The organism is Flavobacterium piscis, assembly GCF_031457575.1.
Classification (GTDB): domain Bacteria; phylum Bacteroidota; class Bacteroidia; order Flavobacteriales; family Flavobacteriaceae; genus Flavobacterium; species Flavobacterium piscis_A.
The window spans coordinates 19,646-36,278 of sequence record NZ_JAVDWQ010000020.1; the positions used below are offsets into that span (position 1 = coordinate 19,646).

Below are 16,633 nucleotides of genomic sequence, written 5' to 3' on the forward strand. Positions count from 1 at the left end.
CGGTTATTGTTTTTGTACTTTGATATCGCATAAAATATAAGAACCAGCCCCGTTCTTTACCATCTCTTTAATTTTGATGGCTCCTTTTCTTCCGTCTTGTGTTTTAAACAAAATGATTCTTGGATAAGTGAAACCAAATTCCTGCGCTCCTGCTGCACTGTAACTTATATTTAAAGATTTTATCGGGGTATCGTTTACCATTGCATCAAACTGGGTTTCGGTAAAATTTAAACCGCAGTTGCACAAATTTTGAGAGTTGATGAAAATGGTGCTTTGGGCATCTTTCAATGCTAAAAAGCCGTAATTATTTGCCTGATCCGGCGATATAAATCTGTTATAGGTAAAATTGCTGTTTAACCCCTGAAAAACAATATCTATTAAGCTGCTGTTCTGATCGTTAATTTCATTTGCTTTATAAACCTGTCTTGTTACCGTCGAGAACATGGCACCAATATTGTTATTGTTATGTGCCTGGTTTATCCCCAATTTAATATTAGTTAAAGTGCGCAAATTTGTATCTGGCAGAACTGTAATAGCAGACTTATAAATCTGGCTTGTTTTATCATTTAAAGCTTCTAAAGTAACTTCATGAGTTCCTGGATCTGCAAAAACAACCGTAGGGTTTTCTTCTGTTGAAGTTGCGGGAGTTCCGCCTTCAAAAGTCCACATATAATTTGTTGCATTACTCGATTTATTGATAAAATTAATCGATACAGGCGCTTCGTAATCATCATCTTCAAACTTTGGTTCATACGAAAACAGGCTCACTAAATATGGTGCAACAGTTATTGTTTGGGTTTGCTTTTCTGATTCAAAACCATTAGAAACGGTTAGCGTTATAGTGTGATCACCCGGAGTTGTAAATACAACATTTGGAGGTGTTTTTCCTGTAAAAGTAGCTGGCGCTCCATCCTGAAAATCCCATTTAAAAGTTAATCCTTCCCCAATGGTAGTATTCGTTAAAACTACCTCAACCGGAGAATAATTACTTTTTATAATTTCATGAGTAAAGGCAATATTAATTCCTTCTTTGATTACTACTGTTTTAGTAAACTCTCTACTCTCTCCATCTACATTTCCTGCTTTTAACTTAATGGTATAGGTTCCTTGTTTATTGTATAATATCTCACCCGGATTTTTAGAAGATGAAACAGCGGGATTTCCGCCTTCAAATGTCCATTCGTAGGTATCTGCCCCAGTTATTTTATTATCAATTTTAATAATAACAGGGATAGATTCGTCATCGTTGGCATACGAAGTCGTAAAATCACCTTCTATGGCTATAGAAGTTTCCTGATAACAAGAACTAATAACAATAAATATGAGGAAGAGTAATGTTTTTTTCATTCAGTTTATTTTGAAACACTACAGCTTTTTAGGGTTGTAGTGTTTTTTTGATTACTATGGGATTTCTAGTGCTGGAAAATTTATAAATAGCGCTTGATTATCTTATTTTTAGAAAAAGCCCAAACTACATTGTTTTTATAGGCAATATTCCCAATCTTCTGGTCGTGGGTATAGTCTAAAGTCCAGGCAGTCCCGCCATTTGTAGTTTTGTATATTTTATTATCTAAAATCGCCCAACCTGTATTAGCGTCTTTAAAAGTGAACTTCGTGAACAATTCGTTGTTATAAATCTGAGTCCAGGAATCACCCCCATTGTTGGTTTTAAATAACTTAACGTCTAATAGAGCTTGATAGTAATGATTAATTAAGAGAAAGCCATTTTCGTTATCAACAAAATTAATCTCTCTGGCAATATACCCAGGTTCTTCATTAACAAAAGGATACTCTTTCCATCCATCAGTTGTATTATTTTTAAATAAAATAAAAGGTTTGTTAAAACTAAAACCATCTTTATCTTTAATAGGTTTATAACCAATTACCCACATATGATTGTTGTCAATTTTTGTTGATTGAAAAAGATTTGCCTTAGTACCGCTTAGTTCATAAGTTTTGGTAAAATCAATTCCATTAGATGTTGTATAGACCTTTCCGCTTTGTGCTACAACTGTTCCGTCTTTCAGGTTGGCATCTACATAGATGCAGTAATAAGTTTCTGTAGTGTTTTCTATATTGGCAAATTCCTTCGTAAGAATGGAACCACCTGCTGATATTTTTGTCATCTTAGGATTTCCTATACCACTGCTCCATCCTTCATTATTTATAGTGGCATGAAACACTGAACCACCGCCCCAATTTTGCCATGTAATACCTCCATCTGAAGTTTTTAAACTACTTGAAAAATAAACAATCTTATCACTTTCCATCTGAATATTAAATGTTTCCCCGTCTCTATCTAAGTTGTTTTCTTGTGTTACCCAATCTGTAAAAGAACGAGCAGGAAGAATACCAATATTGCCTTCGTAATCATTTTTTACTTCTTTACTTATTGTTCTATTCTCTATCGTGAACTCCAATTTTGGCAGAACTTTTTCCGTTTTAGGTAATATAAACTTAATTTCTGTAGCTGTAGCTGAAACAATTGTTGCTGCAACTCCATCAAAAGTTATTTTGATATCGCTTGCTTTATCAGAAAAATTTTCACCGTAAATGCTAACTGTTTCACCTGTTTCGCCTGAGTCTTTTGAATATGATGTTATTTTTGCTGTTTTTATTTCTATAACTGGCGGAATTACCGCTGGTTCACTGTCTGGCCCTGAACAACTGCCCAAGATTAGGAATACTTGTAAAACTATCGTTATTAAAATTCTCTTTTTCATTTTATTTCTGTTTTAATTATTTATTGCAATTATTTTTATAATCCTCTAAAACTTTAATCAATCCTTCAAGTATTTTAAAATCATAATTTTCAAACACAAACGAATCACATTTTAGATATTCGCTCACATTTTTCTTTAGTTTATCGTTGCTTGATTTGTTGGTATACAAACCTTTTTCCTGTGTTGGTATTTTTATAATAAAGTCATTTTCAGCAATTGGATATACCAAAATCATATAGCCATTATTTTCGTAAAGAATTTTATAAAAAAGAGAATTATCTGCATTTAATGAATTTAAAATTGACGAGGCAGTCGATTTTCCAATACAGGTTAATCCTATATAGCAAGCCTCAGAACCTTTCTCTTCTATACAAAAACGAGTTCCTGACTTTGCTTGATATATTTGAAAATGGTCTTTTACATCTGTTTGGTATAATTTCTGCCCAGGAACAAATGAACTGTATGTATTATTGTCTGAATTATTTTTAATCCCTTCAAATTCAATCTTAAAATTCCCAGTAATTTTTTCTCCCTTTTCATTAATTACATATCCCTTCTTGTCATAGATATTTTTTGAATTTAATTTATCCTTTTCATACTTTTCTTTATCTATTTTTTTCTGTTCTTCTCTAGCCTTACCATTTGCCAAATTAATTTCATTTTGAATAGCAATACCTTGATGTTCTAATGTATATCCATTCATTACTAACACTTTTACAATATTCATAGGAGTGATATCCTTACTCATCTTATAGCCAATAGGATTCCCTCTATTATCAAAATTTGCTTTAAATACTTTTTGATCAACTGTAATTAATTCTTGATTTAAAAATTTATTATATCCCGAATAAGTACCCGATTTTGCAAACCAAGTTGCAATCAAATAATTATCTAAGTCAAAAACTTCATACTTTAGCTCTCCGTTATTTGATGGTAATGTCATTTTGATAAAACCAATTCTTTTATCATTTGGATCTGGATTTTGTGCTTTTACACTATAAATAATTCCTGCATCATCAATGGTTAGCTGATAACTATCTTCATAAGCTTGCTGTTTTGCTATTTCGTTTTGTTCATCTTTGATTTTAGCAGAGACCCCTGTTGACTCTCCATTTATGTAATTCTCAATAACATCACTATTCAATCCATCAACAGTTAAAAAATTTTGATCTAAAAAGGCTTGTACAGTACTTTTCTCTTGATTCTGTGGACTAAACTTTTTAAAATCAACCTCATTGGATTTACCTGTTTTTTCACTCTTTACAATCATCCATCTTTTTCCAAATGCGCCATCATCCAAAAATTTCAACTCTATGCCGACTGCATAACTTTTTTCTAAATTGTAAATTTTGAAAAGTGGTTTTTTACCCTCTACATACCCAACCGTTTTTTCATCGAGTTTAATTTCTCCTTTATCTATCTTGATCTTTTGAGCGAAACTGCAAGTACTTATTAGCACAATTATTACGGTTAAAATGTTTTTTTTCATTTGTGAATTTTTGTTTTTATTAATTAATACTCTTTTTTATCTTGAAACTCTTTTTTCGAAAAAGCTTTGGTGTTACTTTATTTAAAACTCCCTTTATTTTTCTCCGCTACCGCATGAATCCTTTCGTGTGGTACGTTCTACTTAAACACCAAACATTCTAAAAACAATTACATCATTAACTAATCCTTTTTGTTCCGAATAATCAATTGCACTGCTATACACATAATCTTCTGCTTTATAGACTAATCCCCCGCTGCCGCACGAATCCTTTCGTGTGGTACGTGTCTACTTAAACACCAAACATTTTAAAAATAACTACATCATCAACTAATCCTTTTTGCCCTGAATAATCAACTGCACTACTATATACATAATCTTCTGCTTTATAAACTAATCCTTCTTCTACAGGATTAGCATGCACATAATCTATTTTCTGCTGAATAACCTTATTGCTCCATAATTCAATTGGTTTATTATCGTGCCTCCAAAATTGATAATGCTTTACATTAGAACTTTTTTCTGCCTCTTTTTTAAAGAAATCCAATAAAAATTCTTTTCTGCTTTCTCTTGGATTTTCTTGTATGCTTTTAACAATGGATTGACTGGTAAATCTCTTTAAATCTCCTATCAACAGTTCAGGGTTTTGGCCATTTATACTTCTAAAAACAAGATGAACATGATTGGTCATAATACACCATGCATGAATTTCCAAACCCTTATTTTTTTGACAATATTCTAAACTCTCAAGAAATAAATCCTTATACTCATTTCTTGTAAATACATCCAACCAACCTACAACAGCAAAACTTATAAAATACAAGCCCTCTGGATTATGAAATTTATAATTTCTACTCATTTTACTATATCATACCTTTATAAATTATAGAATAATTGTATTAATAAGACCACCACACGAAAGGATTCGTGCGGGAGCGGGGCATATTTCTCATCCAATATTCTTCGCCTTTTTCAACTTCACTTACTAGAACATTGGTTGCTTTTTTAATAGCTGAAATGTTTTCTATATAGAAATTGCAAATGCCATTATCATCTACACCTTCGTTAATTATTGCTATTTTTTTCAAAAAATAATCTTCCATTTTTATTTTCTTGTAAATTATTTTTCTTACTAAAATCTTAGCTAAATAACAATTATAGGTAATATATTCATTTGATTTGATAGAGCCTTCACTAGTTTGTATATGTGTAGCCATTGGCTCAATCTGCTTACTTATTTTTAACAAATCAATAGCTTTTTTATAAGTAAACGATGTTCCAACTGCATATATAGGAAGATTAATTTTTGCAAAATTTTCGGATTCTCCATTTGATCTTATAAATTCCTTTACTCTCGCATCATAAATCTTTTGTGCATCAGGATCATTAAAACTTAATAACTCATTAAAAAAATCTTGTTTAGTGTCTTGAATGCTCCATTTTTTTATTGTATTATAAACTTCCGGATATTTTAACAATACTAAAAGTTGAGTAGGAGGGAAATAATTTTTAAAATTTCTTACCTTCTTTTTAAAAAGAATTTTATTAACGATTATACTATCTTTAAATTTTAATACTAATAGAGGCGAATTTAAAATTGAATCTATTTGATTAGTACGCTTTCTTTCATTTAAATAGATTCGTATCTCACTTTTTAATCTTTCAGGATTATTAATAATTTCTTTATAATTTATAATTTCTTTATTTATTTCACTATCAAAATATGTTTTCTGATCTAAACATTTTAAAAAATATCTTTTTAATTCTTTGTCATGGTATAAGGATTTAAAATCTAAATATTGATAATTTGTATTCATAATTATTTCCTGCACATCTAATGGTGGCAATTTTTGAAATAAATGCAAAATAGAATCTCTACTTAAAACGTTGGTTTTCAATTGTCCCCATGAACAAGTAATGCTAAAAATCAGTACTAGTGTATAAATTATTTTTTTCATGTTTTCTTCATTTTCTCCCAAAATATATAGTAAAACTTTACTGATAACTGATTTATAATTAAACTCAAAAAAATTAACACATTATCTATATTTTCTCTCATAAATGAATTAGGATATTTATCCAGTGAAAGACTCTGATAATAATCTCTATAAGAAAATAAATATATAGTGATTAACAGTAATATAAGAATACTAATCAATGAAATTATCTTTGTTATGTTTTCGTTTATATAATAGAAAATAAAAGATAAAAATAAATTCCATTTAGATATATAAAAAATATAAGAGCCAAGAATAAAAAAGAATAACCATAGTGGATCCTTACCAATTAAAAAAAAGCCAAATATTAATGCAATTAATATTGATATAAGTTCTGACAATAAAAAATGTCTAAATATTTCTTTTATTTTTTCCATACTTTTTTCATTTTTACAACATAGGTTAAATAGTCATTAAAAGGTTTATACCCATATTGATGTTGTAGAATCCATTGCGATAAAACTCCTCCTCGATAGTTATATTGAGCTAAATTACTAGATCCCATTATCCCCGATAGTGCGGATTTGCAATCCGTGCCCATTCCAATTATAAAGACCAATTTACTTTTCATCATTAAATTACTTATCTAGATAGACTGCAAAGAGTTTTCTATCAGTCTTAAATAAATCATATAATTTCGTAATATTTAAAACGTCATATACCCCTCTAGTGCTTTTATACAATTCACTATCCATAATCGGTGTCTTATTCATACTAGGCATTAAATCTGAAAAAATGTTAGTTTTCAAATTTTCGAACAAAAACATAATTTCTTTAGCTGGACCTCCTATATCTATGTTTTTATCCAGACGAATAGATTCAGTTATTATATCTCCATTTGCTTTAAACTTATTATATTTTATTACAGTATAATTTTTATTTTCAAAATCAAAATCCAGTCTACTTTTCAAAACTATTGAATCATTATTCTTTTTTATTTGAGAAATTATATTTTTATCTTGTTTATCGAATAACTTAACACTTGCATTTTTAAAAATTCCCGTCAAATAATTTTTACCACTTACAATGCTTTTAAAATTCACAGATTTGCAATCTAAATTTTGAGACATCGTTAATTTATTAGACATACTTTTGTTTTCCTGAATTATTACTAACTCATCAAAAAGCTTTGTAAAATCTAAATTTCCCTCACTTGATTTTGTTTTAGATATCAAATTTTCAATATCATTATCAGAGCTTACACCTTCTACTAAATTTGATAATACACATGGTTTAAACATCATTAAGCAATCAGTTAGTTTTTGCTGATTGGCTCTTTTATCAATAAACCATTTATTTCCCTTTTTAATTAAAGAAAGTAGAGTAGGAAATGGAAATTTTACGTCTTTTATCCTAACAATAAACATAACATATGCCATTTCATTTCCTTCAAATTCATAATTTGTTTTATGTAGTAATTGCATGTATACATCGGCTGAAGGAGTCTTTTTTATAATATCAAATTCAGAATCATCTTGCAATTGATATTTTTCTTTATCTAAATATAAACTTAACAAAATGTCATTTGAAGTAGCAAAAAAAAAGCTATTTGCCAAGCTCTCCGGAGTGTCTTGTTTAAAATCTTTAGGACTAGTTATTTTATGTAGTATATTTTCATTTTCAGAATAAACTTTAAATTCCAATTTACTATTAATACTATACTCAAACACATTTTGAGATCGTGTAATAATACCTATAAAAATCAATAAGGTTGATAAAAAATGTTTCATATTCTATATTTTCGGTTTTTTAAGTAGTTTATTGTTAGATATATTATTAATCCAATTATTATATAAAAAGAAATTTTAAAATAAAGATTTAGATAAAAAGAATTAATTTGAGAATTATAATATTCCTCAGGAGCATCCTTAAAAAAAAAATCACCAGTCAACTTACTTTTATATATAGGCTGTTTATTTAAATTTGATTTAAGATATTCTAACTTAGTTGCTCTTAATTTTATTTTAGAATTATCACTTAATACTGTGCCTTCAACAATAAAAGACAATCTCATTCCTTCACCTGTTCCTGTATCTTGAGAAACTCTTTTTATTAATAAAAAATCATCAATCATATATAATTTTTTATTTTTAAAACTCTTTAGATTTTCATATTCATTAAAATAACTACTAGAAAAAATACTTCCAATAGTTATAGTTATTGATATTATTATATTGCAAATAATAGCACACACTAAAAAGATTCGTATTATACTTTTCATAACTTTACCATTTTACTTGATATTCATATTCATCCCACTGGCAATCATAACTAAATTTCCAAATTTTTATAAAAGCAACTGGTGTACATTTTAATTTAAAACCTTCAGTTAATATTGGAGAATAGAATTCGTTTTTATATAAGTCCGCTATATACAATTGGGCTTCAGCAAATGATTTTCCAGATACTTTTGCACTTACATAATCTGATGCTTTAAATGATACTCTAGGGTCTAATCCTATTTTGGCACTAATTATAACTTTAGATGGATTCCCAATCTCTTTATAAGTTCTGTTTCTTTTTTGTCCTTCTTCTATCCAATTTTCAGTATACTTTGTATGACCAATCTGTCCTATACTTGTTCCCTCAATAAAGAAATATATTCCCAACGAAAATTCAAAATCCTCTCCTAAGTATGTCTTCTTAACAGTAGGTAATGATAGCGATGGAATACCTTTTTCAAATGATCCTTTTACACCAACTGTTGCGCTAAATATTTCTTTTTTTTCTTCGTAAACTAATCTAGACTTTAAATCTGCTTTGTTTCTGAATTCTGTAGTATATGCAGCATCGGCCAAAACACTAAATTTATTATCTGTTGCATATTTACCCTTTTCCTGATAAACCGGAACTCCAAGTTTTTGTGCTAATTCTTTCAATTTATCCATTAAATCAAAACCAGCATCAAATTTTAAATTATGTTTTTTAAAACCTTCATCAACCCATTTTACATTAACACTATTATTACTTTCAGTTGGGTAACCAGAAATAACATTGACATCGATATTTTTACTCTCATTAACAATATAGCTTAATGATTTCATTCCATCCTTTTTTTCATAATAAGTATCATTAAACTTCCATTTAATTGATTTTTTTGGAATTTCATCAATTGGTAAATTTGGAGTAAAAGAAATTTCAAATTTTGTTTTCTTAGACTCTTTTGACATTGTGGTTTTATTAATATAATACAAAGTTTGTCCATTTACTGCAACTCTATTTGTATTAGAACTGTCGATTGCTTTTAAAGATGTGATTTTAAAAGGCTTAACTACCAAATTAATTTCATTTAATAAGCTAGGTTTTTTTTCTATATCTGCAATTGATTTTAATTGATATTTCAAAGCATTATCAAAACTAAACTCAAAATCTGCTACATCTTTAGACTCAATTTTCTTTAAATAATTGTTTCCACCAACATTCTCAAATCGAACACCTTGTTCACTCTGATAACTTAATTCATATTTTACGTTAGTTTCTTTTTCTAATTCCTTCATCCGAAAGCGATGAGAAATTAATCCATTCCTGTTAAAAGGAATTTGTATTTTATCTCCTGTATAGTATTTTTTATTTTTATATTCTATAAAATAACCTTTTCCTGATGTCTCATTACTATTATTATCAGTAGTACTTCCCGAATTATTTTCAGTAATTGCAGGTTCAGTTCCTGAACCTGCATCAGCATTAGGATTTTCTGTATCTGTTGGCTCCCCAGTACCTTTTGGATTCGTATCAGTATTAATTGTTCCTGCATCAGTACCATTAGGTTCATCCGTATTTTCAGAATCATTATTACCATCCGTTGAACTATCTATATTTACATCAGTTATATCTTTAGAACCTGATTGTGGTCCAAAAATTTCTTCTATCAGGGGATCAATTGTTATTACATTTTTCCAACTAGAGTCATAAGCCGTCTCCACGACACCTCGGATTAATTGATAATTTGTATTTATTGTAATGTTATCAAAAAGAACACTTAATTTTAAGTTTTCTAAATATGGAACATCAACAACACCTCTTCCCGAATATTGATCGCCACTTCCTGTAAGATCCGTAATTCTAACTGGAAAATCGCCTGCTGTAAATATTTCTCCTATCAGTAGATTAACTATAGGAGTTTGATTTTGAATATTAACTTTAGGAATAATGCCGCAATTATAACCTGAAACTCCATTGGTTTCTGTTGGTATGGTAAAAATACTTATTCCGGAATACGTAAACGACTGAACACCTTCGGCTGCGGGATCACAGCTTGACCCAACCCTAAACTGATAGGTAACTCCCGGCTCTAAATTGGTAATTAAGCTTTGTGTATTTAAACTATTGGTCGAGAACCATTGTGCATTGCGAACATCCTGTTTTTTATATTGTACCTGATAGCGGGTATGTTCCGGTACTCCTTCCCAGGTAATTTTTACACTTTTAGAACTCTGGGATTCGCTTAATAAAAAAGTTGGCGCAGCGCAGGAAGCGGTATATTTAAACGAATATATCTCACTATATCCGTCATTTTTAAAAACAGCATTTTCTGAAAGCCCTGTCGTAGAAATCGCTTTTACACGCCACGCATAACGCAATCCAGGAGTAAGAATAGGCATGCTTACATTATACAGCAAAGCCGTTCCAAAAAGGGTTTCCTCATATAAAACAGGAGACATTTGAAAGGCAAACTGAGGATCTAAAGTAGGATCGAAAAGCTGTTTTAACTCAAATTTATACGATACATTGGTTGCATTTCTCTGACGCGGTGTCCAGGTAAATAAAATATTCGGAAATTCTGTTGCCGCAATTTGTTCGTTTCGCTGTGGTGTATTTAATATCGGCGGATCGTTTAAGATCAGGTATAAACTGGCACAGCTTTTTTGTGAAATCTTCTGGTTAGTCACAAAATCGTACATCTCAAAACAAAAGCTATACATACCTTCAGATAATCCATTGGCATATTGTGCGGGAGAAATTCCCTGCAGGTTTTCTAACCTGAAAAGTGCCGCAATATCAGTATTGGTCAGCGTTTGCAATTCACCGCCATTTATAAAAATTGGCCGCTGTCCTTGTATAAAATCGCTGCTTTGTATGTTAAGTCCGTTACCTTGTATGTACAATTTCAGGCGTACCTGCCTTTGCGATATAGAGATATCTGTAGGATTGACCAGCAACTGCATTTTAGTATCCATGCTGGTGGCATAATCCGATATTTTGACACTATACGGACTATTAAAAACTGGTGTTAACTGCACCGGATATAATTGGGCGTATGCCCCACAACCAAAGCCTCCTAGCCCCCAAAGGGGGAATAAAATAAATAGAATTATATTTTTGTAAAAGTTCTTCATTTTTTAGTAGATGATGATTTTTTTAACCAATGTTTGCTGTCCTGTTTCTAATACTAAAACATACATTCCGGATTCTAATGTGGTCTGAAAATCTATTTCATACTTCTTCTTTCCGGATTCTTTTTTCTGAATCATGGTATTTTGCCCGGTTGTCGAGAATAGTCTTAAGTTGATGTCACTATCATTTTCCAATGTTACAAGTGCTTTAAAATTACCATTACTCGGATTTGGGGTTACAATAAAATCTATAATGAATTGTGATAGAGTACCTGTATTAGGTAATGTACTTCGTTGCTCTACTGTAATATTTTTAGTGTATGTCGCATAACACTCTCCCTGCGTTTGCTGTAAACCAATTGAATAAACACCTTTTGTCTCAAACTTTAAGGTGATGTATTTTTCTTTCTGCTCTACAATTTTTACTCCTTTTGGGATGATCCAGTTAGTACCTTCGCCAAATGGATTACTGGTATTAATCAGAATTACTTCTTCATCCAAATAAGCCTGAGAGCTCAATAGGAACTCTGAACTAATTACGGCCTGACTTGTTTTTATCACAATTTCGTCCTCGCCAATACAACCTAAGCCTGACGTTACCTTTACCCGATAGGTTCCGGCTTTTGATACATTTACTTTTGCTTCATCTGAGGTAAATCCGTTTGTAGAAGTCCAGCTGTATTGTGCTTTTGGATCTGCAATTGTCGCGTCTAAATCCAGAGTTTGATCATTGCATAGGGTTCTGTCCGGCCCAATGGCAACAATAACGGGTTCCGGGTCTTTCACGACAAATTTCTTTTTATACACACAACAATCCGGACAGGTAATGGTTACTTCGTAATTCCCGGCTGTAAGATTGTTTACATCTTTGGTCACGGCTCCCGTGTTCCATACATAACTGTAAGGCAAGTTTCCACCGGTAACATTTAATTGTATTGAGGCGTCATTACCTTTATAACAAATAGGATTTTTGACTGTTTCGGTAGTAAATATTCCTTTTGGATCACCAACAAAAATACTTCCCTGTACCACACAGCCTTTGGCATCGGTTGCGATTACAAAGTAATTGTTTGTCGTGATGTTTTCTATTTTTGGTGTTGTTTCTCCATTTGTCCACTCATAGGTATAGGGTGGAGTTCCACCGGAAACATGCGCTTCTGCCCATCCGTCATCTCCATTGTCACAACTGGCATTCATTTTTGTAAAAGTCAAATTTAGTTTTTCCGGTTCGGGCATATAGTGTGTAACATCATTTTCCTTAGCCAAAACATTGTTGACATACGTTCCCAGTTTTATTCCATTGGCATCTTCAATATTCAGCGCATACGTTCCATCAGATAAATTCTCAGCTGTTTCATCCTGATCATTCCAAAGTGCCCACGAACCATTTTTTTGTTGTTTTTTCCAGGTATAGAAATAAGGCAATCCGTTATTTTGATCTGCCTGCAGCTGAATTCCACCCTTGACATGAGCGACTAAAATACCATCCTGCGATTCATCTCTTTGGTTGTCTAACGGGTTAGCATCGGTCTCATTTCCAAATTCATTATTCACATTACAAGAAATAGTACGAACTACTTCAAAAGTAACTTCAAGCGGATCCGGGTCGTCTAAAGCTGTAACAGAATTTGCCACGGTACAACTTGTTTTATTTGCTGCAGGATTATAATTAGCATCACGAACCGTTAAGCTATACATTTCCTCCGGAAGCCCGTTTAAAGAGATTGTATAAACTCCATTACTGAAATGGGTTGTTGCTGCCGTTTGCAGTATTCCTTTACTGTTTTTCCATTCAAACCAATATGTATTGTCCGTAAAAATAGTTCCACCGGTAACCTCAACCACAATTTTTCCATTGGTAGCTTTGTAAAAACCAGGGTTAAGAACTTCAGTATATTTAATGGCAAGTGGTGTTGGAGGCTGCAAAATTGTAACACTTTCCTGCGTTGTACATCCTTTGGCATCAGTAATAAATACCCAATATTCGCCTGCTTTTAAAACCGTATTTTGATCAATTTCCACTTCATTAGACCATTTATAATCATACGGAGGCGTTCCGCCCAATACATTTGCTGTAGCCCAGCCGTCATTGCCCCCATTGCAAAAAACATCGCCATGGGTAATGGTTACGAATAGTTTTGGAGGTTCCTGCATCAATTGGGTAACGTCAATTTCCTGTGTGAGTACATTGTTGACGTAAGTCCCTAACATGATTCCGTTTCTGTCTTTTACATTCAGGGCATAATTTCCGTGAGAAAGGTCCGAAGCTGTCTCGCCCAGAATATCAGGCAAAGCTCTCCAGGAACCATCTGCCTGCTGTTTTTTCCAATAAAAATAATACGGCAATCCATTATTTGCCGAGGATGGCAGCGGGGTTCCGCCAGAAACATGAGCTGTTAAAATACCATCTTGAGATTCATCACGCTGACCGTCATTTGGTGTTGTATCTGTATCATTTCCGAATTCGTTATTGGTATTACAGGAAATAGTACGAACGATTTCAAAAACAATTTTTAAAGGATCAGGTTCATTCAGTGTTACTTTTGACTCTAATACGGAACAATTAATAATTTGATTGGTTGCTTCGTTATAGTTTTTATCCTTAATGTTTAAAAAATAATCATCGGCCGGAACACCATTTAGGGTAATGGTATAAATTCCATCTTTCATTTCAGCAGTGGTCGTTTGCAAAATTCCTTTTGAATTTTTCCACACATAATTATAAGATTGATCATCATTTGATGTTCCTCCTGTTATCCTGGCTATAATTCTTCCGTTAGTCGCTCCTGAAAAAGTGGGTGTATAAATTTCTTCGTACTCGATTTTTACTTCTTCGCTTGGCTCCTGAATAATTATACTGCCTTTTACAAAACATCCTTTATCGTCTGTAACTTCAATAGTATATTCGCCAGCTGTTAGCTGATCTATTTTGTTTTCATCAATAATTCCTTCACCTGTATTATACCAGGTGTAGGTATAAGGGGCCGCTCCTCCCGTAACAGCTGCAATAGCCCAGCCATTATTGCCCTGATTACAGGAAACATTTCCGGAGGTAAAGGACAATTCCAATTTCGCAGGTTCTGCGATTTCTTTTGTGGCAGGGGTTTCATTTATTATTTGGGTCGTACTATAAATTCCCTGTACTATTCCGTTTGCATCTTCAACATTTAGCGAATAATCTCCTTTTCCAAGATTACCAGCAGTAGCCGTTGTATAATCTGTTAATTTTTCCCATGAACTTGTATCAGTATTGTATTTTGACCAAATAAATTTATAGGGTAAACCGTTATTTGCTGGTGCCACAAACGGAACACCACCACTTACTGTCGCTTTTAAAATTCCGTCTGAGAATTTATTTTCATCTGATTCTAAATTCTCAGTGTTACAGGAAATAGCTTGTGTCTCTGCTAAAACAATAATAATTGGATCAGGCTGGGTTAAGATTTGCGATGATTCGATAATAGAACAACCTGCTTTATTTGTGGCATTCTTGTAATTTTTATCTTTTACAGTTAGTTTATATTCTCCATCAGGAACATTTTCTAAGGTAATATTATAAGTTTTATCAGCAGCATTATACTGGGCTGTTGCCGGTAAAACTATACCATTACTGTTTTTCCATTCAAAATCATACGTTTTATCCTCATTGATAGTACCACCGGTTATTGCAGCTACAATTTTTCCGTTAGCTCCTCCGAAAAAAGTGGGGTCTTTTTTTAATGTATAATTGAGTGCTAAAGGTAATACCGGTTGTGAGATTGTTTTTTCTAAAATTAAATCCTCACCAAGTTTAATCTTTCCATCATTACCCAAGACTTGTATTTTGGCAATACAATCATTCATGTCTTTTATTTTTACTTTGTAGGTCCCGGGTGACAAACCGCTAATAGTGTGTGGCTTGTTATTTGGAAAAGCAATCCAGTTTACTCCATCATCTAATGTATAATAATCACTACCTAATACATTACGGGTACCTCCAGTTGGAGTAATGGTTATAGTTCCATCACCTGCATTATAACATTGTACATCTGTTGCATTTAATGTAAAGTCTAATATGGGTGGAGATGCTATTGTAAAAGTTGTAAGAACAAATATATCTGTCTCAACAGCAGTATTTAATCCATCTTTAAACCCTATTAATTGTAAAATATATTTTCCTCCACGTAAACCGCTTAGTGTATACGTTTTATCTACACCTATTGTTAATTCGCCATTGTATTTGGCAGGCATACCAGTATCAGCATCAATTAAAGTATAATTTAATTGTTCACCGGAGAATAGCGTCCTGTTAAAAACAAGTTTTACACCTCCATCATCAGTATCTGTACATTTAGGCTGCAATGGGACAAAAGACAGAACATTTGGAGCAGATACACGTATTGAATAACCTATTCCTGTACTTATTCCTGCTGTTTCTATACACGGTTTTATTCTAAAATAAATGTTCTTACCAATATTGGCTCCAGTAGCCGCACCCAAAATATCAACTGCATCGACAGTAATACTTGGTAAAGAATTATATTGTGATAAATCTGTCCATTGTGTTGCCGTTGCATTTGGCATTAGGGAATATTGCCATCTGTAATAGTGATTATCATAACCTGGTGTGGCGGTCATTGTTCTCTTTGCATGCGTTGGCAAAAAATTATCTCCTGTACGGGTAATATAAAATTTAGGCTCAATTCTGTAATTGAATGTTATGTGTGACATCCTTGGCGAATAAGATCCGTCAAAGTTACCCGAAGGGCAAAATGCATCTATATTTCTTGATATTGTACTGTTTGCATCTGATCCTGTTCTAAAATTTACATAAGCGTGACAATCTATAGAAACGGGTTTCGAAGTTCTGGTAATAGAGGCTACATCTAAATTCACTTCTTTGTCACCGTTATTACGAATATCTCTATAATAAAGATTTTCACTTGATCCATCTTTAAAACGGACTGTTATCCTAATATTAGAACTTGTATTATTTTTAACGCCTTTGTTAATTGAATAATTAAGATTCGAAATTTTCACAACATACTGTGGTCCTTGAGAATACCCAAATCCAGAAACCAATAAAATTAGCAATAAGTAAATCTTCTTCATAGG

The 16,633-nt window shown here is 32.1% G+C and carries 9 protein-coding genes; all 9 read right to left on the reverse strand.

What is annotated here, in order from left to right; all coding sequences use genetic code 11:
• Positions 1–3: 3 nt before the first annotated feature.
• Entirely contained in the window at positions 4–1,347 is a 1,344-nt protein-coding gene (locus J2W48_RS20420) for a PKD domain-containing protein (protein WP_310283718.1), read from the reverse strand.
• Between the two features lie 80 nt (positions 1,348–1,427).
• On the reverse strand, positions 1,428–2,723 hold the full coding sequence (locus tag J2W48_RS20425; RefSeq protein ID WP_310283721.1) for an IPT/TIG domain-containing protein: 1,296 nt from the start codon (positions 2,721–2,723) through the stop codon (positions 1,428–1,430).
• 16 nt (positions 2,724–2,739) lie between these two features.
• Positions 2,740–4,212: a hypothetical protein gene (locus J2W48_RS20430; RefSeq protein ID WP_310283723.1), complete on the reverse strand. Its 1,473-nt coding sequence runs from the start codon at positions 4,210–4,212 to the stop codon at positions 2,740–2,742.
• Between the two features lie 289 nt (positions 4,213–4,501).
• A complete protein-coding gene (locus tag J2W48_RS20435; protein ID WP_310283725.1) occupies positions 4,502–5,068 on the reverse strand; it encodes an REP-associated tyrosine transposase in 567 nt (188 codons plus the stop codon).
• A gap of 40 nt (positions 5,069–5,108) precedes the next feature.
• Complete coding sequence (locus tag J2W48_RS20440) at positions 5,109–6,167, reverse strand: hypothetical protein (protein WP_310283728.1); 1,059 nt, start codon at positions 6,165–6,167, stop codon at positions 5,109–5,111.
• 617 nt (positions 6,168–6,784) lie between these two features.
• Positions 6,785–7,936 carry a hypothetical protein gene (locus J2W48_RS20445; protein WP_310283731.1) on the reverse strand — a complete coding sequence of 384 codons (1,152 nt, stop codon included), beginning with the start codon at positions 7,934–7,936 and terminating at the stop codon, positions 6,785–6,787.
• Positions 7,933–8,427, reverse strand: coding sequence for a hypothetical protein (locus J2W48_RS20450; RefSeq protein ID WP_310283732.1), 495 nt, complete (start codon positions 8,425–8,427; stop codon positions 7,933–7,935). Before J2W48_RS20450 ends, J2W48_RS20445 begins: the two co-directional genes overlap by 4 nt.
• Before the next feature lie 4 nt (positions 8,428–8,431).
• On the reverse strand, positions 8,432–11,542 hold the full coding sequence (locus J2W48_RS20455; RefSeq protein ID WP_310283734.1) for a fibronectin type III domain-containing protein: 3,111 nt from the start codon (positions 11,540–11,542) through the stop codon (positions 8,432–8,434).
• A gap of 3 nt (positions 11,543–11,545) precedes the next feature.
• Positions 11,546–16,630, reverse strand: coding sequence for a T9SS type A sorting domain-containing protein (locus J2W48_RS20460; protein ID WP_310283736.1), 5,085 nt, complete (start codon positions 16,628–16,630; stop codon positions 11,546–11,548).
• Between the last annotated feature and the right edge of the window lie 3 nt (positions 16,631–16,633).

What these genes read in the sequence shown, in the direction of transcription:
- J2W48_RS20425 (WP_310283721.1), bottom strand. Translation starts at nt 2,723, where the DNA reads ATGAAAAAGAGAATTTTAATAACGATAGTTTTACAAGTATTCCTAATC.
- J2W48_RS20460 (WP_310283736.1), bottom strand. Translation starts at nt 16,630, where the DNA reads ATGAAGAAGATTTACTTATTGCTAATTTTATTGGTTTCTGGATTTGGG.
- J2W48_RS20440 (WP_310283728.1), bottom strand. Translation starts at nt 6,167, where the DNA reads ATGAAAAAAATAATTTATACACTAGTACTGATTTTTAGCATTACTTGT.
- J2W48_RS20430 (WP_310283723.1), bottom strand. Translation starts at nt 4,212, where the DNA reads ATGAAAAAAAACATTTTAACCGTAATAATTGTGCTAATAAGTACTTGC.
- J2W48_RS20435 (WP_310283725.1), bottom strand. Translation starts at nt 5,068, where the DNA reads ATGAGTAGAAATTATAAATTTCATAATCCAGAGGGCTTGTATTTTATA.
- J2W48_RS20420 (WP_310283718.1), bottom strand. Translation starts at nt 1,347, where the DNA reads ATGAAAAAAACATTACTCTTCCTCATATTTATTGTTATTAGTTCTTGT.
- J2W48_RS20455 (WP_310283734.1), bottom strand. Translation starts at nt 11,542, where the DNA reads ATGAAGAACTTTTACAAAAATATAATTCTATTTATTTTATTCCCCCTT.
- J2W48_RS20445 (WP_310283731.1), bottom strand. Translation starts at nt 7,936, where the DNA reads ATGAAACATTTTTTATCAACCTTATTGATTTTTATAGGTATTATTACA.
- J2W48_RS20450 (WP_310283732.1), bottom strand. Translation starts at nt 8,427, where the DNA reads ATGAAAAGTATAATACGAATCTTTTTAGTGTGTGCTATTATTTGCAAT.